Consider the following 25,756-nt stretch of genomic DNA (forward strand, 5'->3'; position numbering starts at 1 on the left):
ATGTATTTATTTCCTATTATATAGTTTAAGTATCTCATTTAGGTTACAAATGCATTACAAAAGGATTAATTCATAGACAATTCACAGTTCACAATTCACAATTCACAATTCACAATTGAAAAAATTGTCATCCCCAATATATTGAAGATGACAATTTTAAAAGACACAATTTTCAAAAACTTTTAATTATATTTTATTTTGGCTTTAATTTTCTGTGCTATCTGCGGCTTCGTTTTTCTTTATAGTAGCATTGGTCCATAAAACGTTAATAATGATACATGCAACGACTGTTAAGAATGCTTGATAACTAGTAGGAATTACAGATGCAAGTACAGTCAACATCAAAACAGATACAGCAAGTGCCACTATTGAAGCTTTCCAGTCCATAAGTGCAAATTGAATAAATATAGCTCCAAATAAGGCAGGAAGAATATAATTTAACATATTTTGGATATTCTCCGGAAGAATCTTAATAATAAATGTTCCGGCAACAACCATGATTATAAGGAAACTCGTATTGACTATGGTAGAAGCAACAACTCCTATAGAAGCGATTATATGCTCCTTAGGACCTCCTACAGGTCCGCAATCAACAGCTGCTTTTGCGCTTAATGCACTTGGTAGACGCATATTAGCTACATTACCTGTAAGAGATGACATATATTGTGCGGCAGGTCCCATAAGAATATTGTTTGTGATAACGCTGGGAAGGTCTAAAAATACAAAACCCATAACTCCAAATATTGAAAGGAATGCTGTAATTATAGGCTTCCAGCCGGGAAAATAACCTTTTATGAATCCAAGATAAACCGCTGCTACGCAACTAAAGATTATACCGAGAACAAGAGTAAGCTGCCCCCAAAAATGAACTGATTTATAATAAGATTTTGCTGCATTTTCAAATGTAGTATTATCAACTTTATTTTCTTTATTTTCCATTTTTTCACTTCCTTCCTAAAATAGTATTGTAGATACAGCGCCCAGAATGATTGAGAAGGCTAAAGACCATTCTCTCATCCAACTTATCTTCTTTTTCTTTCCAAATAGAGAGAAAAATAGCATGCTCCCTGCGCCGACGAGAACAGAAATAGTATATTTGGCGTCAATACCGCTCAATAATGTATATTTAGATCCGCTAAAATAGTTTAATGAGGTATAACCGAAGGAAGCTAATGCTGCACTTGTACCGATAACTCTTCCCAATATACCGCCTTTTTTCGTTGCCTTCTGAGTAGCATAAGATACGGGGCGGATAGAAATCAAAGGAAGTATAAGCATTGCAATACCTCCCAGATTCATGACAAATACACAGCAGGTAAATACAGCATATGTGAAGTTTTCTGCTCCAAGTGTAGTTCCCATTGCTGATGCTGCAAACTGTGCAGCGAAGCTTTCATACATAGCATTTCCTATAATGCTCAACCGTGAAAGTGTCAATGGGGCTCCGATTTGAACCATAAGCCCGAGACCGACAGCAAAAATCGAAAGTGCAGGCCCCAAGGTTGCTATAATTCCTGAACGCATAGATGCTCTGACATCTTCTGAAGAGATAGAAAATTCATTTTTATATTTCATTCCTATTCTCCAAAATTTCCATGCTTGAAAGAAAACAAGGGATAAAAGAGGTAGGATGCATAGCCACATTGACAAACTATTTGCAAGTTTTAAAGTTTCGTTTAGATTCATTAATTCGACCTCCTAATTTTATTTTAAATTAATTATCAAAAGGTGTTGCGCCATCAGGAAGTGGAGAAGTATAGGGATAATTTTTTAATTTATCATCAAGCTCTTTTTTAGCTGCTTCAAGAATATCCGGTGAAGTCATAAGTTCTACGCCTGTTAGGGATAAAGCTTTTGCCGCTACCAGCATTCCTTTTTGACCAATTCCCATACCTGCGCATACTGTTTGCTGCCAGCTGTGGTTTCCTGTTCCTACTGTTTGACAAGCAACATTATATGAAGCGAAAGGAACTTGCCAACTTACATCTCCGCTATCACCGGAATACGGTGCTGTCGTGCCTTCAAGCATGGATTCTCCAATGCCTTCATAGAGATCATCTTTACAGTGTTCGTCTGAAATATGATACATAAACATCATATTTTCAAGCTTGTCTTGTAATTTTACATCAACATTTAATTTAGCCGCAAATTCATATTCTTCCGGTGTAAATTTAGGTCCTCCGACTTTAAGAAGGTTCTTTAAAGCAACTTCAGAAATTGCTTTGCTGGAAATGCTGTTGGATGATGCACTTACTATCTTGTAATCTACTGTAGTGCCTGTCATCAAAGCTGCGCCCTTAGCGATATCTTTAACTCTTTCAAAAAGATCATCTACTTCACTTCGTTGTGGTGCTCGTAAATAATAGTAGATTTCTGCTTCTGACGGAACTATATTAGGAGCGATTCCTCCATTAGTGATAACTGAATGTATACGGCAGCTTGTTGTCATATGTTCTCGAAGATAATTTACTCCTACATCCATTAAGATAGCACCATCTAATGCGCTTCTGCCTAAATGAGGTGTTACTCCTGCATGGGCAGCTATCCCATGGAATGCAAATTTTACGCCATATATAGCTAAAGATGATGCCATTGTACACATAGTAGCATTAGCAGGATGCCATGCAATCATAGCGTCTAATCCGTCAAATACGCCATCTCTTACCATGAATACCTTAGCGGATCCTCCTTCTTCTGCAGGGCATCCAAATAGTTTAAGTGTACCTTTGATGCCAAGTTCTTCCATAGCAGTTTTTATTGCTATGGCTGCAGAAGTGCTGGCTGTTCCGAACAAGTTGTGTCCGCATGCATGACCATTCTTACCGGTAGGGATATGGGTATCAGCAATTTCACAGCCTAAACCTTCCAAAGCGTCATATTCCGCTATAATTCCAATAACAGGTTTATCAGCTGTTGAATAAGTAGCAACAAAAGCTGTAGGCATATTTGCTACTCCTCGCTCAATGGTAAATCCTTCAGATTCCAACCAGTTTGATAGGAGTGCAGAAGATTCAAATTCTTCAAATTGAATTTCTGCTAAGTCCCAAATTTTCTTACTCGTATCAATTGCTACTTGTTGATTTTTTTCAAACCAATCCATTAAAATTTTTTGTGCTTGATCCATGTCTAAATTCATAAATTGATAACTCCTTTCTTAAATTAAATTGCAGTGGTTAAATAAAAAATTTAATTATACCGAAAATATTATGCTGAAGATTTCGCCTCCTTTAATATTGATAATTTATATAATCATGTTCATGATAATACCTGAAAGAATTGAAACGATAATGCTTATACAAAAAACTACAGGATATTTTTTTTCTTTAACTTTGAATACAGTTAAGATTCTTCCTATATAAGGTATTTGACCAGCTACACAAAATAGCATTGGCAGCATTATAGTGATTTGCCTTGTAGTTAACAGTCCTTGAGCATTTAGAGTAATAAGAGCGGCGCAACCGCCCGGCAGTGATAAAAAGGCAGTGATCCATGCACTTATAGCTTCACCTGGTAATTGAAGAGGTTTCATCAATGGTGTAAATATAATTGATAAAATGTTTAAAATTCCGCTTACCTGAAGGACCTGCATAATAACAAATCCAAGAACTGTTCCGGGAAGGATGTTTAGTGCCCACATTTTCAGTCCGCGTTGGCAGCCATTAAGAAATATATTGATAAATCCATTGCTTTTATTTTGCTGCGGCTCTTGTGTTGCGCTTTGAATCTGTTCCGATGAAGATTTAGTCACAAAAGCAGGCTGATTTTTTTCAAATATAAAGTTGTAAAGACGCATAAAATTAGCAGCAATTATTTTCATAATCATGATAACAGCTAATCCAACTCCTGCATCGACTGTTATATACGGAAAAAGTATAGAGCCGTTGCTGTAATATACGCCAATTGTTGCCGCAGCAACGAAACAATAGGTCGCTAAAATATCCCGTTCCCGACTGGTGATTTGATTGTCATTATAAAGTTCGGCTGCTGTTACAGCAGAAGCATCGCTGCTTTGCCAATTTGTAATAATAACACTGGTGGACTTCCCGGAAACACCCATCAAAATCTTTAATACAGGTGCAAGGAGTTTTTGAGCTGCTATAAGTCCACCATAGTTGTCAGCCAACTCAAGAATAGCTAAAACTACCATAATAGCAGGTAACATATTGACGGATTGAAAGACAGCATCACTGGCTCCAAACCCTCCTTCTCCTATGATTCCTGCTCTGCTTGCGTCTCCTATGGTTCCAAAGGATCCGATAAGCGTTTGAAAATTAAAAATGCTCAAAATACCTTCTGATTTAGAGAAGATACCTGAAAAATATGCTATTAAAATAGCAAGCCAGATATATCCTCCGACGGTTTTTTTCCAATTACTTTTTGTGTCCAAATTAATCTCTCCCTAAAATAAAAACTTGTGTTGTCAAAATCCATATAAAAAATTATAATAGTAATAATTATAATTATAACATGACCTTTGGTAGAAGCAATGGGCAGAATAATGGGATTTTCATGTTATAGTGGCAATTAACATATGACAAGTTTTTTCAATTGAAATAGATTTATGATAGTTTTGATTATTCTGAAATCTATATAACTCTGTTTATGAACTTTGTATGTAGTGGCAATTATTTTAATAGGGGATTGATTATCATGTGGATTAAAAGAACAAGAAGTGTCAGTGGGGGCATTCCCGTAACATATTTGCAATTAATTAAGACAATATATGAAAATGGCAAATCAAGACAAGTGGTTGTAGCAAACTTAGGACGTGAAGAAAAGGTTGATTATGAGAGGGCTTGTAAATTAGCTAAAGCAATGGAAGATGACAAATATCTTTATTTACCGAAAGATTTACTGGAATTGCTGCCAATGAAGAAGTATGGGGAAACATTCCTCTTATATAAGATATTCGATATGACGAGCATGCGCAGATTTTTAGAAAACCTTGCTTCTTATAAAGCTTTGCCTCAGTTATCAGTAACTGCTATTTTTGCCATTTGTGCTTATTATGCATTTGACAGTAGAAATGATTTTTTTCACTTCCTTAGTAAATATTTTATTTATAACTCTGATAGAATTACAAAAGATACTATAATTGATGCATTTCGATTGCTTAAAGGAACTCCATATGTGCATCCAGGTATTATTTCTAATTATTTTTATCTTAAAGAGAATGATGATTTTAGGTTAATATATATCGTCTCAACCCATGTTTCAAGAGCACTTTCAGAGTCGGGCAATGGTATTGCAACTATAATGACCGATCAGCGGGGAATCCCTCTTCACTATAATTTCAGCGATTCAAAATTGAAGGAGCTTAATTTTTCTGATAATGCAAATATTGTACATGTATTCAATGACCTTGATATTTGCTATATTGAGAAAATCAATGTTCATAAGCATCGATTCATCGCAAAAATGGGCATAAGAGAATTGATGAAACTATTTCCAAATTATGATATAAACGAATTAGTCAATCAGGAAGCACTTTTTACTTCATATAAGGATGTTGGGATCAAAGTATTGAAAATAGATGATTTTCATGTGATATTTATTCGCCCGAAAGCCGGGTTGGCGCCAATATATTCTAAAGAATCCGGGGAAGTTCGGGATATCTTAATTACAAATACAAAATTATCTTTTGAAGATGTTATGAATTTTTATGAGAGAATTTATGATATTGAGGAGATTTTTTATGATGTCGCCCTTCCAAATGATTTGTTGTTTTTGACTAATTATTTTTCAAGGAAAGAAATAATAGAAATGTTATCACATATTCTTTTTATGCGTTTATTTCTTGAACAGCAGTTGACAGATAAGCTCTGCCCGCAAGGTGTATTACATTTTACCGCATCGGATGCATATGAAATATGTGAAGATATGCTAATTCTTGAGCTTGAATATTGCGGTAGATATCAATATATCCACAGCATATTAAGCGATGAACAAGTAAAGGTTTTAGACTGCCTGGCTTTTGCGTGATTTTTATATGAATGGAAATAATAAAAACTGACTTGAAAAATTTAAGTCAGTTTTTATTTACCTATTTAGTTTTGGATTGTCAGTTCTACCCATGGGATAATCAACCGATAAGTTTACAACTATAGGTGAAAAATAAAAATAAAAATATTATTGCTAATTTGCATTTGGTATGTTATAATTTTTTTTGTGCTGAAGAGTAGTACATTGTACTACAATGAAGAACAAAACTATAATTTTATTTTGGAGTGAAGTAATTGAATGATAAAGGTAAAAAAATAATTCAATCTGTTGATAAGGCATTTCAAATATTAGAGTGTTTTAATAATTATGAGGAGTTAGGTGTTACAGAGATATCTAAGATGTTGGATTTGCATAAAAGTACTACATATGGCTTAATATCTACACTTAGTGCTAATAACATTCTTGAGAAAGATGATAATACTGGAAAGTATAGATTAGGTCTTAAACTTTATCAGTTAGGTACAAAAGTAAATTTTTCAATCAGGGAAATCGCTTACAGGTATTTGGAACAGCTGGTTAGTACTTATGAAGAGACTGCTAACTTAGTTATATTGCAAAATACATCTGTCGTATATCTAGAAAAAGTAGAAAGCTCACATTCTATGCGGATTAGTACTTTAGTAGGTGGAGATAAACCTCTATATTGCACAGCAGTAGGAAAGGCTATGATTGCATATCTTCCTCATAGCATATTGGATGAATTATTAAATAAAATTGAATTTAAGAAATATACCTATAATACAATACAAAATAAAGAATCCTTATTAAAATCTTTGGAAGGGGTTAGAAAAAAAGGATACGCAGAAGATCATGAAGAATTAGAGATTGGTTTACATTGTATTGCAGCTCCAATATTTAATCAGTATAAAATTCCTTTTGCGGCAATAAGTGTATCGGGTCCTGTAACTAGGATGAATGATAGCATATGTATGGAAATAGGTAATACTTTAGTCAAATTAGCACAAGAAATTTCTGAAAAACTTGGATATGTAAGATAAATATTGGAATAAATGAAATCGTTATTAAAAATATTTTAAAAATAAAAATATTTTAGCTTAAAGGGAGGAATTTTTATGGTAAAAAAAAAGACAATATTAGATTTCTATGAGATGAAAAGGAGGAAGGACAAGGTTGCTTGGATAACTGCTTATGATTTTCCTACTGCTTCATTTGCTGAGCAAGCTGGTATGGATATGATTTTAGTAGGTGATTCTCTTGGAATGGTTGTCCTAGGATATGATGGGACTATTCCGGTTACTATGGATGATTGTATATCACATTGTCAGGCTGTAAGAAGAGGAGCACCAAACACTTATGTAATTGGAGACATGCCTTTTGGTTCATATCAGACGTCTAATGAAGATGCGGTAAAGAATGCATGTAGATTTTTAAAAGAAGCTGATGTGGATGCAATTAAGTTAGAAGGCGGCAGAAGGGTAATGGATAAAATTAAATCTATTTCTGAAGCAGGAATTGTTGTATTTGGGCATATTGGATTAACTCCGCAAAGTTCTGGTCAATTAGGCGGATTTAAAGCACAAGGAAGAACTGTAGATAGTGCACGAGAATTGATAAAAGATGCAATAGCAGTTGAAGAAGCTGGAGCTTTGGCTTTACTTTTAGAAGCTGTTCCTCCTGAAGTATCAGAGTTTATATCCAAAAGATTAACTATACCAGTGTATTCAATTGGGGCAGGACTTCCATGCGATGGACAATTAATTATTTGTGGGGATATGTTGGGACAATTCCAAGCTTTTACCCCAAAGTTTGTAAAAAGATATGCAAATGTAGCTGATGTTATTATAAATGCATTTAAAGAATATATAGATGATGTAAAAAATGAAAGATTTCCTGATGATGGGCATGTTTATAATATAAAAGATAGTATGGAAGAATTTGAGGTTCTATTTAAGGAATTTGAGTAAAGAATTATATTCCACGTGGCAACGATATCATAATATTGGTAATAGTATGGAACTTTGTTGTTGCAAATTATTTTATATTGGTATCGTCGATATTGTCGCTTTGACAACGTATATATAGCGTTTATGGGTTGTGGAAAGATAATCAGGAGAGGAGATTTGTAAAATGACTGGTATTAATATGGGACAGATGCTATTAAAAGCAAAAGAGGGGCAGTATGCTATTGGTGCATTTAATATATTTAACTATATTTCAGCGAAGGCAGCAATAAAGGCTGCAGAGGATTTAAATTCTTTCTTAATTTTGCAGACATCGGTTGGAACTGTGAAGCAAATTGGCGCTTCTCAGCTGATAGAAATGCTTAATATTTTAAGAAGTGATACAAAAGTACCTGTAATAGTCCATCTTGATCATTGTAAAGATGTTTCCCTTGCAAAAGAATGCATTGATAAGGGATGGGATTCAGTAATGATTGATGCTTCAGAAAAATCATTAATTGAAAATATAGATACAACCCTTGAAGTCAAATGTTATGCCGAAAAAAAGAATGTCACTGTAGAAGGGGAACTAGGAGTAATTAGAGGAGTTGAAGAGGAAATTATTGTCGATGAGGAAAAAACTACAAAATATTCAGAAGTTGTGGAATATTTAAATGCCACAGGCATAGATGCTATTGCACCTGCTGTAGGGACAGCACATGGCTTGTATAAGGGAGCTGTTTCCATAAATTATGATTTAGTCAAAAAGATTAGTAAAAATATTGACTGTCCAGTAGTTATTCATGGGGGTACAGGTCTGGAAGATGATGTTTTTAAAAGATTAATAAGAAACGGAGCAACAAAAATAAATATATCCACAGCGTTAAAACATGCATATATTGATGCATGTCGTGAATATATACAAACAAATAATGAGGAGTATAATCCACTAAAGCTTGATGCATATGTTGAATCAAAAATATATGAAGTTGTAAAGAAGCATATTATTACATTTAACTCGGTTGATAGTGTTACAAGATAATTAGATTATATGCAAGGAGGCAGGTGAAAGAAGATATGGAGAAGATTAAAGCTTTAATTTTTGATTGTGATGGGGTTCTTGCAGAAACAGAGAGAGATGGTCATAGGGTAGCATACAATCAAGCATTTAAAGAGTATGGTATTGATGCTGAGTGGGATACTTTAGAGTATGCTAAGCTAGTAAAAATTTCAGGCGGGAAGGAAAGGATGAAGGCTTATTTTTCAGAGGATACAGCTCGTTTTCCTATTGAACAGTTTAATGATGAATATATACAAAAACTTTATGAGTGTAAGACATCTATTTTTATAGATATGTTAATGTCGAATAAGCTGCAGTTTAGAACTGGAATTAAGCGTATTATAAAAGAGGCTTATGATAGGAAGATACTATTGTTTGTATGCTCCACATCCCACTTGAATAGTGTACGCTCGCTTCTTAAGGTAAATTTAGGAGAAGAAAACATGGATTATTTTACGGAACTTTTTTGTGGAGATATTGTAAAGAGAAAAAAACCTTCTCCAGAGATATATAATCTTGTGAAAAGCAAATATGGTCTAAAAGGTAGTGATTGCATTGTTATTGAAGATAGTAGAAATGGCTTATTAGCTGCAAAGAGAGCAGGTATGCATTGTATCGTAACTCCAAGCTTTTATACAATAGATGAAGATTTTAGCGAGGCTGATGTTGTAGTTTCGTGCCTAGGAGATCCTAATACTTCTAAAATAAGAATAATCAAAGGTTCAAATCTAATAAAGGATGCGGAATATATTTCAATAGATGATTTAAATTTTATTTTATAGGGTTAATACAAGACAAATGGCATATAAAATCCGCGTTGGAATTTGAAAGGAGCAAAAATGTGTATACTTGCTGTTGATATTGGTACATCTTCTGTAAAAATGGTTATATTGGATGAAAGTTACAATATATTGGATTCTATTTCGATTAAGTATAATTATAAAATTTCAAATATCGATTGGGTTGAATTAGATCCTGATGAAGTGTTTTTAGCAATGATAAAAGGTCTTAAAATCATGTCTAAATATCGTGATAAGATTCAAGTTATTGGGTTTGATACATTTTCACCATCTGTATCCTTCATGGATAAAGATGGGGAGATGCTTTATCCAATTATAACTCATCTGGATAGGAGAAGTAAAAAACAAACTAAAAAGATAATGGAGGTAATGGGTAAGGATAGCTTCCAAAATATTACTGGGGTCCAACCTTTTACTGGAGGCGTCTCCATAACTACAATATTATGGATGATGGAAAACAGACCGGATATTTTAGACAGAACTTACAAGGTGGGACATCTGAATACATATATATACCATAAACTTACGGGAGTTTGGGCATCGGATCCTACCAATGCTTCTATGATGGGTTTGTATGAGACAATTAAGTGGGGAAATTGGTCAGAAGAGATATGTGAAACTTTTGGGATTCCCATGGATAAACTGCCTCCTATTATGCCGGCGGGTAGTATTGCAGGGACTTTGACAAAAGAGATATCAGAGCTTACAGGTCTCTATGAAGGGATACCGGTAGCATTAGGCACAAATGATGCTGCATCTACACAAGTAGCTGTTAGTAACACAAATGCAGGAGATATACTGATAATCTCTGGTAGCAGTGAAATGATATCAATCATATCGGATAAACCAATTGTAAACGATAACTACTATTTAAGGAATGCAATTACACCTGGTAAATGGCAAATTTTTGCGATTACAATAGGCGGATTTGCGATTGATTGGTTTAGGAAGGAATTTTATAAAGACATGGATATTAACACGTTTTTTAATGTAGAGCTTCCGGATGTTATCCAAAATTATATTGATAATACAACAGTTACTTTCCTTCCATATCTCGCCGGGGACAGACAAAGCTTGGAACCAAAGAGAGGTGCCTTTAATGGTTTGAGTCTTGATACAACAAGAAAAGATATGCTTGCAGGTATATTGCTTGGGATGCATGAACCCATATTAGAAACACTTAATATAAGCTCTAAGTTTCTTAATTTAAACAAAAATATAAAGCTTACTGGCGGCATGATTAATGATCAATTTATGGAAGTAAAAGGGAAGTTACTAAATGACTATAATTTTACAGTCAAACACAATTGTACAGCCATTGGAAGTGGAATGTTAGCATATGAATCGCTTAAAGCTATTACTTTTGATAGTAATGTGAGTATCTAACAATACAAATAAACAAATAAAAGAAAATAAGAAACTGAGGTGAGTGTATGAATGAAAAATTAAAAGGGGTGTTTGCACCTATAACAACGCCCTTTGATGAAGATGGAGCATTTTCTGTAAAAAAATTGGAATTCAACATTCAAAAGTATGCAATTACAAATATCGCAGGATATTTGGTGCTGGGATCAAATGGTGAAAATAAAAGTTTGAGTAGCAATGAAAAAGAAGAAGTTATTAAAACTGTAATTGCAAATAAATCAGCCGGTCAGGTGGTCATGGTAGGAAGTATTTTTGAATCCACTCGTGACACTATTGAGTTTGCATTAAAATCTGAGGAGCTTGGTGCAGATTTTATAACCCTATTACCGCCATCATATTTTAAAGGTATTATGACTGATAGTATTCTAATAAAATATTTTACAGATGTTGCAGATGCGATAAATACTCCATGCTTGATGTACAATGCTCCTCAATTTGCAGGTGGAGTTTCAATCAGCTTGAATGTTATTAAGCAATGTTCTAAGCACCCGAATATTGTAGGAATAAAGGATTCTTCATCCGGCAATATAGAAAAGACCATATTATCTATTGATTCTGAAAATTTTGACGTTTTATCTGGCTCAGCAAATACATTTTTAAGTGCTTTGCTTCATGGTGCAACAGGCGGAGTAATATCCTTGGCTGACAGTTTGCCGAATTTGGTGGTCAAGTTATATAGATATGTTATGGATGGTGATATTAAAAAAGCTGTGGAACTTAATAAGAAAATTTTGAGAGCTAATTATGTAATTTCAGGTGAATATGGAGTTGCTGGTGTAAAGACTGCCATGGACATAGAGGGTTATTGCGGTGGAGCTCCGAGATTACCTCTTCTGCCTCTTGAAGAAGAAGGAGTTAATAAATTAAGGAAAATATTAAAGGATATTGAATTGGATAAGCTTTAATTTTAGTTAGGATAAGAGTATATAATGTGCTTTAGTATAATGCATGAATGCACGAAGATATAAAGAGCATTGTATGTAGATAGGAATTATATAATAAAAAAACAGTAAAAGATTTTTTACGATAAGATTAGAAAAGATGGAGGTGAAAATCTGATTTTAACCATTTAAGACTTATTTTATTGGTAGTATCTAAAGCAAGTAACTAAAAGTGAAAGGAAGGTTAAAATGCAACGATACATATTAAAGCGTATTTTATGGATGATTCCCATATTATTAAGCATTGGATTTATCGTATTTATGATAGTTAATTTGACACCAGGAGATATAGCACGTACTATTCTTGGGAGTGAGGCACCGCAAAGTGCAGTTGATGAGTTGCGTGAAGAAATGGGACTAAATCAGAATATTATAAAACGATATGTTATTTATATAGGAAATGTATTGCGTGGGGATTTTGGAACATCCTATCGCAGTGGAACTCCTGTTTTTAAACAAATTATGGATCGTTTTCCTATATCTTTGAAACTCTCTTTTTATGCAATGACTTTTGCAGTTTTAGTTGGGATTCCGCTTGGTGTTATCACTGCTATTAAGCAATATTCAATTTTGGATAATATTTGTACATTTATTGGATTGTTCTTTGCAGCAGTACCACCATTTTGGTTTGGCTTGATGTTAATTTATACATTTTCATTAAAATTAGGGTGGTTTCCGACGAATGGAGTCAGTACTCCGGCAAGTTATGTACTGCCTACTTTAACTGTTGGAATTCCTGCAGCAGCTGAACTAATGAGATTGACACGTTCATCTATGTTAGAATCTACTCGTTCAGATTTCGTGCGTACGGCACGTTCCAAAGGATTACCAGAATCTAAGGTCATCATAAAACATGCCTTGAAAAATTCATTACTTCCTATTATTACGCAAGTTGGAATGACTTTTGGTACATTGTTTGGTAGTTGTGCTATGAGCGAGACGGTCTATGTAATCCCTGGTTGTGGTACTTTGATCCTTAATGCGGTCAAATCAAAGGATGTGCCTATGACAACAGGTACGATTCTTATTTTATCCATAGCATTTTGTATTATAATGCTTATCGTTGATTTACTCTATGCTTTTATTGATCCGCGAATTAAGGCAAAATATAAAAGCGTAAAGAATTAATTTTATCGGGAGGAGGGAAATCATGGAAAATAAGGCAGTAGAATCTGAATTAATGGGAGAAGACTTTTCAAGGACTGAGTATAAGAAACGCAATCAATTTCTTTTTATATGGAAGAGGTTGAAAAAGAGCAGAACTGCTATGTTCGGGTTAGTTGTATTGATATTCTTTTTTCTTTTAATTATATTTGCAGATGTAATAGTTGATTATGAAGATGTTGCACTTTATCAGGATTATACTAACAGGCTAGCATTACCAAGTGCTGAACATTGGTTTGGGACTGATAATTATGGACGAGATATGTTAGCGAGAGTTATACATGGTACACGTGTATCATATTCCATAGGTTTTGGAGCCATAGGGGTAGCATCTGTAATTGGTATTTTCTTAGGAGCTGTAGCTGCATATACAGGTGGTTGGGTAGATACTATTATAACACGAATTATGGATACTTTAATGTCTATACCAAACTTGCTACTTTCACTGGCAATTATGGCATCATTGGGTTCTGGTGCATTTAATTTGGCAATGGCTATGGCAATATCTAATATACCACAGTTTGCACGATTGATTCGTTCTTCGGTTCTTACAGTCGTAGACCAGGAATATGTTATGGCAGCTAAAGCATGCGGAACATCTGATATGCGCATTATTTTTAAACATATTCTGCCTAACGCTATCGGACCAATTATCGTAAAAGCTACTATGGCGGTAGCAACAGTAATTATTTCTGCAGCGGGTCTATCTTTTGTAGGAATGGGTGTTCAGCCACCGATACCTGAATGGGGTACTTTGTTAGCTGAGAACCGAGATTTTATGCGTACGAATATGAACCTTGTAGCGTTTCCTGGTTTGGCAATTGTGTTATCTGCATTATCCCTAAATCTTTTGGGGGATGGATTACGCGATGCACTAGATCCTAGATTAAAAAACTAAGCAATATTAAATAAAAGTACCTGGAATGGAGGGCTGAGTATGACTGATAACGTTATAAAAGAGAATGAACTACTGAAAATAAAAAATCTGAGTGTTGAGTATAGAACAGATGAAACTGTGTACCATGCAGTGAATAACATGTCTTTAGAGATAGGACAAGGAGAGACTCTCGGTTTAGTGGGAGAGACAGGTGCAGGAAAGACTACATTAGCTTTGAGTATAATGGGTTTATTGCCGAAAGATATAGGCCTTGTTACAGAAGGTGAAATAGTTTTCAATCAACGAGATATATGTAAATTGCCTGAGCCTGAACTACAGAAGTTGCGTGGCTCAAAAATTTCGATGATTTTTCAAGACCCTATGACTAGTTTGAATCCGCTCATGACTGTGGAGAAACAGATCATGGAAGTGTTGCAAGTGCATAACTATCATTCAAATGAGGACGCTTCTAATAGAGTAGATGAGATTTTACAGCTTGTTGGTATTCAACCCAGTCGTAAAGTTGAGTATCCTCATCAGTTTTCTGGGGGTATGAAACAGCGTGTAGTTATTGCAATGGCACTTGCTTGCGAGCCTACGCTTTTGATTGCAGACGAACCTACTACTGCACTGGATGTTACAATTCAAGCACAGATACTTGCTATGATGAATGATTTAAAACAGAAGTTGCAGACATCTATGATAATGATAACACATGATTTAGGTATTGTAGCAATGATATGTGATAAGGTAGCAATTGTGTATTCTGGAGAAATCATTGAAAAAGGTACAGTCGAGGATATATATAGCGGTAGCAATCACCATCCTTACACTGTGGGATTATTTGGATCAATTCCAGATTTGACAAAAAAGACAAAAAGACTGAGTCCTATTGCTGGACTTATGCCTGATTCGGCTGATTTGCCAAAAGGATGCAAGTTCCACGATAGATGTCCGCAAGCAATGGAGATTTGCAGGAAACAGGAACCTGATATTTACATATATGGAACGCATAGTATAAAGTGTCATCTATATGCCGAAGGTTCTGAAAATATTGAAACTAATTATTGAGGAGTAAATGAGATATGAGTGATATATTAATTGAAACTATAGGATTAAAAAAGTATTTTAAAACCGGATCGGGGATGTTACATGCAGTAGATGATGTAAATATTAAGATTGCTAAGGGAGAAACGCTGGGAGTAGTAGGAGAATCAGGATGTGGAAAGACCACTTTAGGTCGTACGGTACTTCGATTAAATGAAGCAACAGATGGAAAAGTGCTATTTGAAGGAAAAGATATATTACAGTTTATGAATAAGGAAATGAAAAAGATACGTCGGGATATGCAAATTATCTTTCAGGACCCTTATTCTAGCCTAAATCCTCGTATGACCGTTAGGGATCTTATTGCTGAACCTATAATTGTAAATAAAATCTGCAGCAATAAGTCTGAGATAGAAGATAAGGTTTTCGATATTATGAAGACTGTAGGACTAAGTTATCGAACCGTTAATATGTATCCTCATGAGATGGATGGAGGGCGTAGACAGCGTATTGGAATTGGACGAGCATTGGCACTTAATCCGAAGTTCATTGTGTGTGATGAGCCGGTGTCGGCATTGGATGTTTCGATTCAAGCTCAGATTTTAAATCTATTAATGGATCTTAGTGATGAACATGGATATTCATATATGTTCATAACACATAATTTATCTGTGGCTAAGCATATTTCTGATCAGATTTTAGTTATGTATATGGGAAATTGTGTAGAACTTGCTTCATCAGATGAACTTTTTGAGGAACAGTATCATCCATATACTAAGGCCCTTTTGAATTCAATTCCTAAACCAACGCTTGAATCTAGGAAAACTCCGCTTCATATTTTAAGAGGAGAGGTTAGCAGTCCAATAGACCCTAAACCCGGTTGTCGTTTTGCATTGCGTTGTCCATATGTTAGGACAGATTGTATGGGAGAGGATATACCTTTTATAGAAGTAAAGCCTAAACATTTTGTAGCTTGCAGATTAGCTGAGGAAGGAAAGAGCTTAAGTTGATAGAAAATAAGTTTAAAGGGACATAAAGTCAGAAATAAATTAATGAAAAGAGGATAAATTATGGAAAAAAGAAGATTAAGAAGTGAAATTGGAGAAGATTATTGTCTTGAAAAACAAGGAGCCTTGTCATTACTTAGAGCATGTGGATATTCATATGAAGATCTTAAAAAACCAAGAGTTGCAATTATCAATACTTGGAGTGAAATGAATCCTGGACATATTCATTTAAGAGATGTTGCTGCAGAAGTAAAAAAAGGTATATATGCTGCTGGTGGTATGGGTTATGAATTTAATTGTGTTTCAGTTTGTGACTGTATAGCAGATTCGAGGTATGTTTTACCAAGTCGTGATTTACTTGTAAATGAAATCGAACTTTTAGTTGAAGGTAATAAAATGGATGCTATGGTTCTAATTGGGACATGTGATAAGATTATTCCCGGTCTGCTTATGGCAGCAGGGAGGCTTAATTTACCGGCTATAATTGTAACTGGTGGATATATGCAGACAGGCTCCATTAAGGGGAATGACTGTGACTTTATAGATATTGGTATGACTATAAGTAAATTTAATGAAGGAACTGTGACGGAAGAAGAACTTGAAGAAGTTGTTGAACATGCTTGTCCGGGACCAGGTGCTTGTGGCATGATGGGGACTGCAAACACAATGAATATTTTGGCAGAGACAATTGGGATGAGTTTTCCTGGGAATTCAACCACAGCAGCTATTTCTCCTAAGTTAAAACAAATAGCTTATGATGCAGGTGTACAAGTAATGAAATTATGGGAGCAAGAAATTACTGCAAGAGATATTATTACCAATGAATCCATTACAAATGCTATTAAGGTTTGTATGGCAGTTGGAGGGTCTTCAAATACAATTGCTCATATTCCAGCTATTGCAACTGAAGCAGAGCTTTCTATTGAATGTAGTCCTGTCTATGCACAAGCAAGTAACGAGATTCCTCTTCTTGTAGGTGTTCGCCCTAACATGCCAATGCATAATATGACTCAGTTTGATAATGCAGGTGGTCTTGGAGCAGTATTAAACGAATTAAAGAATAAGCTTGATTTAGATACAATGAGTGTAACAGGAAAAACATTAGGTGAAAATATGTCGTTGAATCCCGATATGTATAAAATTAAAGATTATAAAGTTATTCATCCTATTTCAGATCCAATTGGAGATGGTGGGGGTTTAGTGCTTTGTAAGGGAAACCTTGTTCCGGAAGGAGCATTTATAAAGCGTTCAGCAGTACCTAAATCTATGATAAAGTTCAACGGACCTGCTAAGGTATTTAATGATAGTCATATAGCAATTAAAGCATTAAATAATGAAGAAATTTCTGAAGGAGATGTGGTTATCATCCGTTATCATGGTGTAAAAGCCGGACCGAATACTGCCTATGCATTTGCTTCAGCTCTTAAAGGAAGCCACCTAAAGGACAAGGTTGCTGTTATCACGGATGGGAGAATGTCCGGAGCTGCCGCTGGCGCATGCTTCCAGTATGCTTCACCTGAAGCAGCACTAAGAGGACCTTTATGTGCTGTTAAGGATGGTGATATTATAAGTTTTGATATTGATAAGTGTGAACTTAATATTGAGTTGAGTGATGAAGAATTAAAGGAAAGAATTGAATCAGCAGAAATTATCCTTTATCCAAAAAAAGGATATTTAGGGATTTACCAGAAATGTGTTGGATCTATCTTAAAAGGTGCTGTTTTAAGAGGTTAATATTTATATAAATATTATTAATATAATAAATTAATAGGAGGTAGTAAATAATGAAGAAAAAAAGGCTTATTTCAATTATTGCGTCTCTGCTAGTGCTGAGTATATTGACGGGTTGTGCAAATTCTGGCGGAAGTAATGAATTTGAGAATACTGAACCAACATCATCGAAATCATCACAGGAACATGATACTCTAACTGTTGTAATTCCATCAGATGTAGGATCACTTTATCAGTGGGATACAGATGATAGTTGGGCGCTAAATGTAATCTGTGAAATAGTGGATCCATTGTGGCGCATTAGCCCAGTGGATGGAAGTGTTTCTGGGTGTCTTGCTGAGGAATGGGAAATATCACCTGACTATAAGGAATGTAAAGTTAAGCTTCAAGAAGGAGTGAAATTTAGTAATGGTGACCCGTTAACTACTAAGGACGTTAAGTGGACTCTTGAGGAAGCTATTAATCAACCATGGTGTTCTCGTTGGGTTGCTAACTTCGAAGGCGTTGAAATAGTAGATGAATACAATTGCATTTTAAAGTGGTCAGAGGGAGATCCTAATTTTATGAAATATTTTGCTCAAAATTCAATGAATATTTTGCCTGCAGACTATATCGCTGAAGTTGGTGTGGATGGATATAAGCAAAAACCTATTGGTACTGGACCATTTATTCTTGAGAGCTGGACTCGTGGAGATCGAATAGTTTTGAAAACAAATAAAGATTACTTTATGGGTTCTGCATCTTATGATACGCTTGTTATTCGAATGATTAATGATGCAAATTCTGCATTGATGGCTTTAGAGGCTGGCGAAGTAGATGTTGTATGTGATTTGAAGCCAACCTTTAAGGATGTTGTTGCTCAGAATGAGAACCTTCGTTGGGAAGAGGCAGCTTCAGCCGTGTTTGTGTATATACAGGTACAAAATCAGAAAGCTCCGTTTGATGATGTTCGTGTACGTAAAGCTTTAAATATGGCAATAAATCGTGAACAACTTCAAGCTGTAGCTTTAGGTGGTGGCGGAAGTTTAGCTCCATATGGTATTTCTCCGTATTCACCTCAGTGGAGTGATAATGATCTACTGCCTGCTTATGATCCTGAGGCTGCAAGGAAGTTATTAGCCGAGGCAGGTTTCCCAAATGGACTGGATGTAACGTTGACATGTCGCGAGGGAGATTATCAAAAGCCTGCATCTGAAGTAGTACAAGCTAACTGGGCGGATATAGGTGTAAATTGTAAAGTGGAAGTTATGGAAAGAAACGCACAGATTAATGATATGATTGCTGGAAGCTATCAGCTTGGTTGGCAACAGACTACTGATGTTATCTTAGATGGTTCAATATGGGGAATGGCAAATGACAGCCACTATTGGGGAGGAAATGGTGCAAACCGTGCTTTTTATAAGAATGAACGGTTTGATGAATTAAATGCTTTACAGAAAATTGAATTGGATCCAGGGAAGCGAAAAGAATACTTTGAAGAGATGAAACAGATTTATTGGGATGATTGTCCAAATATGCCTGGCTTTTTCGCTCCAACGACTTGTGTGGTTAATAAGGACCTAAAAGGCACCTATGCTGCAATGCTTAATTTCTATCGTTATGAGTGGTTTAGCTGGTAACAACCAGAATAGATCAGCTTATACAATGATTTGTCATTTATAAATAAAGTTATATATTATTAAATAATAAAATTTATTAGGGAGGTAGTATAATGGGTAAAGTAGCTATTTTGGGCTCAGGAAATGCAGGATGTACATACTCTGCATACTTGGGAAAGAGAGGGCATGAGGTTCATCTTTGGGATTCTGAAAGATTTAAAGATAATTTGGATCCAATTGCAGAACGAGGCGGTATGGATATCATAGCTGGAGGGAATATGGCCGAGCATAAGTCTGAGGAAGAAGGTTTTGGAAAAATTGCAATGGTCACGACGGATATTCAGAAAGCAATCGAGGGCGTAGAAGTAATAATGGTTGTAGTACCAGGTTTTGGTATAGCGCCAATTGCTAAGCAAATTGCACCATATTTGAAGTCGAATCAGATTGTCATGTTGAATCCCGGGCAAGTTCTAGGATCTTTAGAATTCCTAGAAACGCTAAGAAAATGCGGTAATAACGAGGATGTTACCATCTGCGAGGGGGCATCAAATATATTTGCTTGTCGTCGTGTTGGACCCACTAAAGTTAGAATATCTGCTATTAAAAATGAGATGGAACTCGCTTCAATTCCAAGTGATAGAATAGAACATTGTATAAGTAAACTAAACGAATTTTATCCAGATCGATTTGTGGCAATGCCTAATATTCTTTACACTGGGTTAAACTATAATAATTTAATTGTACATCCTGCCGGAGCATTGTTAAATATGGGACGTATTGAGTTTACCAAAGGAGATTATGACTTTTATTGGGAAGGACTTACTCCGGGGGTATGCCGAAACATTGAAGCAGTGGATGAAGAGAGATTGGCTGTAGCTGAGAAGTTTGGATGCAAATTACCTACTTTCATAGAAATAAACCATGCTTATTATGGTCATCCTGAAAGAAAAACAATATATGATTTCTTTAGCGTAAGTGAAGTACATGGCGGAGAAGGACCAAGTGCTCCACAGAATTTACAACATAGATATATAAGTGAAGATATTCCTTTTGCTTTGGTTGCTGTTTCTGCTTTAGGAAGTGCAGTTGGTGTAGAAACCCCTACTATTGATGCACTTATTACCGTTGCTTCGAAGGCTAATCAAGAAGAATATAGAGTAACCGGACGATCATTAAAGAATTTACGTTTAGATGGTTTAAATAGGGAAGGAATTATCAATCGTATTGAGACTGGGAAATAAGATTTGGATATATAAATTTGTTTATAGTGTTAATTTAAGAGTGAACTAAAATTATTTTGGAGTCAGTGGCTAAATGTCATTGACTCCCTCTATAGATAATTTTAGTATAATATTTAAATATATTTTTATAAAAATACATTGGTATATAGTTTTTAATGACTATTACATAGATTTATTTTTTAGAGGTGCTATCTTAAGAGGTTAATATTTATATAATAAATTAATAGGAGGTAGCAATAATGAAGAGAAGAAGACTTATTTCAATTGTTTCATTTCTGTTAGTGAGTAGATGTTATATGTGATTTGAAACCTACTTTTAAAGATGTTGTTGATCAAAATGAAAATCTTCGTTGGGAACAGACAGCTTCAGCCTTATTTGTATATATACAGGTACAAAATCAGAAAGCTCCATTTGATGATGTTCGTGTACGTAAAGCTTTAAATATGGCTATAAATCGTGAACAAATCTCCATATTCACCTCAATGGAATGATGATCCATTGCCTACTTATGATCCTGAAGGTGCAAAGAAATTATTAGCTGAGGCAGGTTTTCCAAATGGGATGGATGTAACGTTAACATGCCGTGAGGGAGATTATCAAAAACCTGCATCTGAAGTAATACAAGCTAACTGGGCAGATATAGGTGTAAATTGCAAAGTGGAAGTTATGGAAAGAAATGCACAGATTAATGATATGATTGCCGGGAACTATCAACTCGGTTGGCAGCAGACTACTGATGTTATCTTAGACGGTTCAAATTGGGCAATGGCTAATGACAGTCATTATTGGGGAGGAAATGGTGCAAACCGTGCTTTTTATAAGAATGAACGGTTTGATGAATTAAATGCTTTACAGAAAGTTGAATTGGATCCGGAGAAGCGAGAAGAATATTTTGAAGAGATGAAACAAATTTATTGGGATGATTGCCCAAATTTACCTGGCTTTTTTGCTCCGACAACTTGTGTGGTTAATAAGGACCTGAAAGGGACCTATGCTGCACTGCTTAATTTTTATCGTTATGAGTGGTTTAGCTGGTAAAGCTTATTATTTATAAATAAAATTCATTAGGAGGAAGTATAATGGGAAAAGTTGCTATTTTAGGTTCTGGTAATGGAGGTTGTGCATATTCTGCATACTTGGGAAAGAGAGGACATGAAGTTCATCTTTGGGATTCTGAAAGATTTAAAGGTAATTTGGATCCGATTGCAGAGAGAGGTGGTATGGATATCATAGCCGGAGGGAATATGACCGAGCATAAGTCTGAGGAAGAAGGCTTTGGGGAAATTGCAATGGTTACGACGGATATCCAGAAAGCAATTGAAGGAGTAGAAGTAATAATGGTTGTAGTACCGGGTTTTGGTATAGCACCAATTGCCGAACAAATTGCACCATATTTGAAGGCAAATCAAATTGTTATGTTGAATCCTGGTCAAGTTCTGGGATCTCTGGAATTTTTGGAAACTCTAAGGAAAAATGGTAACAACGAAGATGTTACTATTTGTGAAGGAGCATCAAACATATTTGCTTGTCGTCGTGTTGGACCTACTAAAGTTAGAATATCCGCTATTAAAAATGAGATGGAACTAGCTTCCATTCCAAGTGATAGAATAAAACATTGCATAAGCAAATTAAATGAATTTTATCCGGATCGTTTTGTTGCAATGCCTAATATCCTTTATACCGGTTTAAACTACAATAATTTAATTATACATCCTGCCGGAGCATTGTTAAATATGGGACGTATTGAGTTTACCAAAGGAGATTATGACTTTTATTGGGAAGGACTTACTCCGGGGGTATGCCGAAATATTGAAGCGGTGGATGAAGAGAGATTGGCTGTAGCTGAGAAGTTTGGATGCAAATTACCTACTTTCATAGAACAAAACCATGCTTATTATGGTCATCCTGAAAGAAAAACAATATATGATTTCTTTAGCGTAAGTGAAGTACATGGCGGAGAAGGACCAAGTGCTCCACAGAATTTACAACATAGATATATAAGTGAAGATATTCCTTTTGCTTTGGTTGCTGTTTCTGCTTTAGGAAGTGCAGTTGGTGTAGAAACCCCTACTATTGATGCACTTATTACCGTTGCTTCGAAGGCTAATCAAGAAGAATATAGAGTAACCGGACGATCATTAAAGAATTTACGTTTAGATGGTTTAAATAGGGAAGGAATTATCAATCGTATTGAGACTGGGAAATAAGATTTGGATATATAAATTTGTTATGGTATTAATTTAAGAGTGAACTAGAATTATATAGGAGGTATAAATGTGAAAATTATAGATATTAAGGCAACTCCTGTTGCAGTACCACTAAAACCATCCATGACAAAATCAAAAATGCGTAAGGGACCAAATGTAGTTCTTGCAGTTATTGTTCAAGTATATACAGACGATGGATATGTGGGTATAGGAGAGACTCCAGCCGTGTTAGGACTTGATATTTCTACAGCTATTGTAAATTCTACTAAAGCATTGCTTATTGGAGAAGATCCTAGAAATATTAATCTTCTAATTAAGAAACTGTATGTGCGTTATAATTTGACACATCTACATATCCATCTAGCTAATTGGGCATTTTCTGGAATTGAATTGGCTTTATGGGATATAGCAGCGCAATCTGCTAATATGCCTTTGTATCAACTTTGGGGCGGAGCTTTCAGAAAGAAAATTGAAATGCAAGGTACAATTGAGAGACAAGAACTTAGTGGTATGACTGAAGTTGCTTCACAGATGGTTAAAGCAGGATATAAGACACTTTATACAAAAATAGGGATGGATCCAGAAGATGATGTTGCAGCAGTTGCCGCTATACGAAAAGGAGCTTCATCTCGCGATGTTAAAATTCGTGTAGATGCAAATCAAGCATGGTCTACAGGTGTTGCAATAAATACTATTAATAAAATGGAGCAGTATGGAATTGAATGGGTTGAACAGCCAGTCATAATGTATAATATTGATGCGTTACTAGATGTAAAAAATTCGGTTAACGTACCTATATTAGGGCATGAAGCCAACTGGACGATGTATGATCTTATTAATGTAATAAAAAGCAACGCAGTAGATTATGTAAAGTTGGATGGTCGATTTGATGCAGGTTATACTGGAGTTCGTATTAGTGCAGGTATGGCAGAAGCTGCTGGTATTCAATGTTCTCATCACTCTTTCTATACATTGGGTATTGCTTTGGCGGGAAGCCTTCATGTAATAGCATCTTGCCCAAACTTTTCAATGGCAAATTCAATGTCGGAATATGCTGGAATGATTGATGATGTTATTACCGATGGACCAATGAGAATGAAAGAAGTTCCTTATATGGAAGTGCCAGAAACGCCTGGCATAGGTGTTACTATAGATAAGGAGCGTCTTGCAAAATATAATGAATTTTATGTAAAAGAAATATTTGAAAAGGGATTTGAACGGGAAACAGAAATGCCTTACTATACATCAATGTATATGCGTACCTATTTTAAGGATATATTAAATTAGATAAATAATGGGTAAAGAATTCAATGTAATTAATAAATTTGATTATAAAAAGGCGATTGTAAAAAGGAGAATAATATGAAAAAATTGAAATTTGCTGTTATAGGAGCAGGAAGTGGTGGACAAGGTATGGCCGCTAAACTTGCAATAGATGGATATTCAGTAAAGCTCTATGATATAGATGACGAGAAGATTCGAAAACTCAAGGAAATCGGGGAGATAAAATTATCAGGAAAAATAGTTGGGATAGGAAGGCCAGATGTAATAACTACTGATATACGTGAAGCTGTAGAAGGTGTAGATGTTATAATGGTAATTACGACTACAAATGCACATGCGGATGTTGCAGTTTCGTTGATGCCATATTTAAAAGATGAGCAGATGGTTATATTAAATCCTGGGCATACAGGAGGTGTACTGGAATTCAAAAATGTGTTAAAACAAAACAATAGTGTATCAACTCCAATTATTGCAGAGACACAGGATTTATTATATGGATGCAGGACAAATAGTATTGGTGATATATTTGTTTCAGGAATAAAAAAGGTTATGGGAATAGCTACCTTACCAGCGAAAGATGTAAATTATGTAATAGAGACTTTGGGATCAATATTCCCACAGTTTAAAGCATTACCCAATGTACTTTATACTAGTTTAGATAACATGGCATCAATAATACATCCTATTCCAACACTTTTAAACATAAATAAGATCGATTTGATGCAGTCTTTTGAATATTATATGGAAGGGATTACACCTAGCATAGCAAACATTATGGAGCAGGCAGACAAAGAGAGATTGGATATAGGAAGGGCATTTGGGATAACGCTAACTTCTATATCAGAATGGCTAAAAACATCATATGGATTAAAAGATGGGAGTTTATATGAAATATTGCAGAGCAATGAGGCATATAGGGGTACTAAATCGCCTCAGAGTATAAATCATAGATTTCTTTATGAGGATACTTTATCTGGAATGGTTCCTCTTGCTTCATTAGGTGCAGAACTTGGAATTAAGACTCCAACATTAAATGCATTTATATGTATAGCAAGTATCGTGAGTGATAGAAATTACTACAAAGAGGGAAGAACAGTAGAGAAACTTGGACTTGCAGGGAAAACCGTTGAGGAAATTTGTGAGATGGTATCATAAATAGTTATGCGGTGTATATATAAACTAGATGTTCAAGCTATAATAATGCAGATAAGAAGGAAGTATAGGAAATAATTTATACTTTCTTCTTATAGTAGAAGTAGTAGTATTAGTTTTATTCGAATATGAAAAAGAATTTACTAATTTTAGGGCATCTGTCCAAGATGCTTAAAGAAATAAAAAATAACTTTAATTAGGAGGAAAACAATGAAAAACTTAAAGGGGACAAAAACAGCAGTAAATTTAATGAAGGCATTTGCAGGAGAGTCACAAGCTAGAAACAGATATACATACTATGCTTCTGTGGCTGATAA

At 35.2% G+C, this 25,756-nt stretch carries 23 protein-coding genes; 19 read left to right on the top strand and 4 right to left on the bottom strand.

Going from position 1 to position 25,756, the window contains the following annotated elements; all coding sequences use genetic code 11:
* Positions 1 to 204 precede the first annotated feature (204 nt).
* From H8707_RS13820 to H8707_RS13835, 4 genes are all read right to left on the bottom strand, one after another.
* On the bottom strand, positions 205 to 939 hold the full coding sequence (locus H8707_RS13820) for a hypothetical protein (RefSeq protein ID WP_262430736.1): 735 nt from the start codon (positions 937 to 939) through the stop codon (positions 205 to 207).
* A gap of 15 nt (positions 940 to 954) precedes the next feature.
* Positions 955 to 1,686 (bottom strand): DUF5058 family protein, encoded by a 732-nt coding sequence (locus tag H8707_RS13825; protein WP_262430737.1) that lies wholly within the window; start codon positions 1,684 to 1,686, stop codon positions 955 to 957.
* A 28-nt stretch (positions 1,687 to 1,714) separates the two neighbouring features.
* Entirely contained in the window at positions 1,715 to 3,136 is a 1,422-nt protein-coding gene (locus H8707_RS13830; protein ID WP_262430738.1) for an amidohydrolase, read from the bottom strand.
* A 105-nt stretch (positions 3,137 to 3,241) separates the two neighbouring features.
* Entirely contained in the window at positions 3,242 to 4,387 is a 1,146-nt protein-coding gene (locus tag H8707_RS13835) for a nucleoside recognition domain-containing protein (RefSeq protein WP_262430739.1), read from the bottom strand.
* Positions 4,388 to 4,602: 215 nt separating this feature from the next.
* Here H8707_RS13835 and H8707_RS13840 point away from each other — a divergent pair, with 215 nt between their 5' ends.
* The 19 genes from H8707_RS13840 (at position 4,603) to H8707_RS13930 (ending at position 25,442) form a co-directional block, all read left to right on the top strand.
* A complete protein-coding gene (locus H8707_RS13840; RefSeq protein ID WP_262430740.1) occupies positions 4,603 to 5,982 on the top strand; it encodes a hypothetical protein in 1,380 nt (459 codons plus the stop codon).
* 254 nt (positions 5,983 to 6,236) lie between these two features.
* Positions 6,237 to 7,001, top strand: a complete 765-nt coding sequence (locus H8707_RS13845) for an IclR family transcriptional regulator (RefSeq protein WP_262430741.1) — start codon at positions 6,237 to 6,239, stop codon at positions 6,999 to 7,001.
* A gap of 75 nt (positions 7,002 to 7,076) precedes the next feature.
* The gene (panB, locus tag H8707_RS13850) at positions 7,077 to 7,928 is read left to right on the top strand and encodes a 3-methyl-2-oxobutanoate hydroxymethyltransferase (protein WP_262430742.1); all 852 of its coding nucleotides are present in this window, start codon (positions 7,077 to 7,079) and stop codon (positions 7,926 to 7,928) included.
* 163 nt (positions 7,929 to 8,091) lie between these two features.
* On the top strand, positions 8,092 to 8,946 hold the full coding sequence (locus H8707_RS13855) for a class II fructose-bisphosphate aldolase (protein ID WP_262430743.1): 855 nt from the start codon (positions 8,092 to 8,094) through the stop codon (positions 8,944 to 8,946).
* A 35-nt stretch (positions 8,947 to 8,981) separates the two neighbouring features.
* On the top strand, positions 8,982 to 9,746 hold the full coding sequence (locus H8707_RS13860; RefSeq protein ID WP_262430744.1) for an HAD-IA family hydrolase: 765 nt from the start codon (positions 8,982 to 8,984) through the stop codon (positions 9,744 to 9,746).
* A gap of 42 nt (positions 9,747 to 9,788) precedes the next feature.
* Positions 9,789 to 11,150, top strand: coding sequence for an FGGY-family carbohydrate kinase (locus tag H8707_RS13865; protein ID WP_262430745.1), 1,362 nt, complete (start codon positions 9,789 to 9,791; stop codon positions 11,148 to 11,150).
* 47 nt (positions 11,151 to 11,197) lie between these two features.
* On the top strand, positions 11,198 to 12,094 hold the full coding sequence (locus H8707_RS13870) for a dihydrodipicolinate synthase family protein (RefSeq protein ID WP_262430746.1): 897 nt from the start codon (positions 11,198 to 11,200) through the stop codon (positions 12,092 to 12,094).
* 225 nt (positions 12,095 to 12,319) lie between these two features.
* Positions 12,320 to 13,258, top strand: a complete 939-nt coding sequence (locus H8707_RS13875; RefSeq protein WP_262430747.1) for an ABC transporter permease — start codon at positions 12,320 to 12,322, stop codon at positions 13,256 to 13,258.
* Between the two features lie 22 nt (positions 13,259 to 13,280).
* Entirely contained in the window at positions 13,281 to 14,192 is a 912-nt protein-coding gene (locus H8707_RS13880; RefSeq protein WP_262430748.1) for an ABC transporter permease, read from the top strand.
* Positions 14,193 to 14,231: 39 nt separating this feature from the next.
* Positions 14,232 to 15,242 carry an ABC transporter ATP-binding protein gene (locus H8707_RS13885; protein WP_262430749.1) on the top strand — a complete coding sequence of 337 codons (1,011 nt, stop codon included), beginning with the start codon at positions 14,232 to 14,234 and terminating at the stop codon, positions 15,240 to 15,242.
* A gap of 14 nt (positions 15,243 to 15,256) precedes the next feature.
* A complete protein-coding gene (locus H8707_RS13890; protein WP_262430750.1) occupies positions 15,257 to 16,228 on the top strand; it encodes an ABC transporter ATP-binding protein in 972 nt (323 codons plus the stop codon).
* 60 nt (positions 16,229 to 16,288) lie between these two features.
* Positions 16,289 to 17,959 carry a dihydroxy-acid dehydratase gene (locus H8707_RS13895; protein ID WP_262430751.1) on the top strand — a complete coding sequence of 557 codons (1,671 nt, stop codon included), beginning with the start codon at positions 16,289 to 16,291 and terminating at the stop codon, positions 17,957 to 17,959.
* A gap of 50 nt (positions 17,960 to 18,009) precedes the next feature.
* Complete coding sequence (locus H8707_RS13900) at positions 18,010 to 19,575, top strand: ABC transporter substrate-binding protein (protein ID WP_262430752.1); 1,566 nt, start codon at positions 18,010 to 18,012, stop codon at positions 19,573 to 19,575.
* A 92-nt stretch (positions 19,576 to 19,667) separates the two neighbouring features.
* Entirely contained in the window at positions 19,668 to 20,795 is a 1,128-nt protein-coding gene (locus H8707_RS13905; RefSeq protein ID WP_262430753.1) for an NAD/NADP-dependent octopine/nopaline dehydrogenase family protein, read from the top strand.
* Positions 20,796 to 21,098: 303 nt separating this feature from the next.
* Positions 21,099 to 21,287, top strand: coding sequence for an ABC transporter substrate-binding protein (locus H8707_RS13910; protein WP_262430754.1), 189 nt, complete (start codon positions 21,099 to 21,101; stop codon positions 21,285 to 21,287).
* On the top strand, positions 21,253 to 21,834 hold the full coding sequence (locus H8707_RS13915) for an ABC transporter substrate-binding protein (protein WP_262430755.1): 582 nt from the start codon (positions 21,253 to 21,255) through the stop codon (positions 21,832 to 21,834). The genes H8707_RS13910 and H8707_RS13915 overlap by 35 nt, the downstream gene beginning before the upstream one ends.
* Before the next feature lie 41 nt (positions 21,835 to 21,875).
* Entirely contained in the window at positions 21,876 to 23,003 is a 1,128-nt protein-coding gene (locus H8707_RS13920; RefSeq protein WP_262430756.1) for an NAD/NADP octopine/nopaline dehydrogenase family protein, read from the top strand.
* 69 nt (positions 23,004 to 23,072) lie between these two features.
* Positions 23,073 to 24,290 (top strand): mandelate racemase/muconate lactonizing enzyme family protein, encoded by a 1,218-nt coding sequence (locus tag H8707_RS13925; protein WP_262430757.1) that lies wholly within the window; start codon positions 23,073 to 23,075, stop codon positions 24,288 to 24,290.
* Between the two features lie 75 nt (positions 24,291 to 24,365).
* A complete protein-coding gene (locus H8707_RS13930) occupies positions 24,366 to 25,442 on the top strand; it encodes an NAD/NADP-dependent octopine/nopaline dehydrogenase family protein (protein WP_262430758.1) in 1,077 nt (358 codons plus the stop codon).
* The last annotated feature ends 314 nt before the right edge of the window (positions 25,443 to 25,756 follow it).

Origin of the sequence: Paratissierella segnis (assembly GCF_014385195.1) — a bacterium.
Classification (GTDB): domain Bacteria; phylum Bacillota; class Clostridia; order Tissierellales; family Tissierellaceae; genus Paratissierella; species Paratissierella segnis.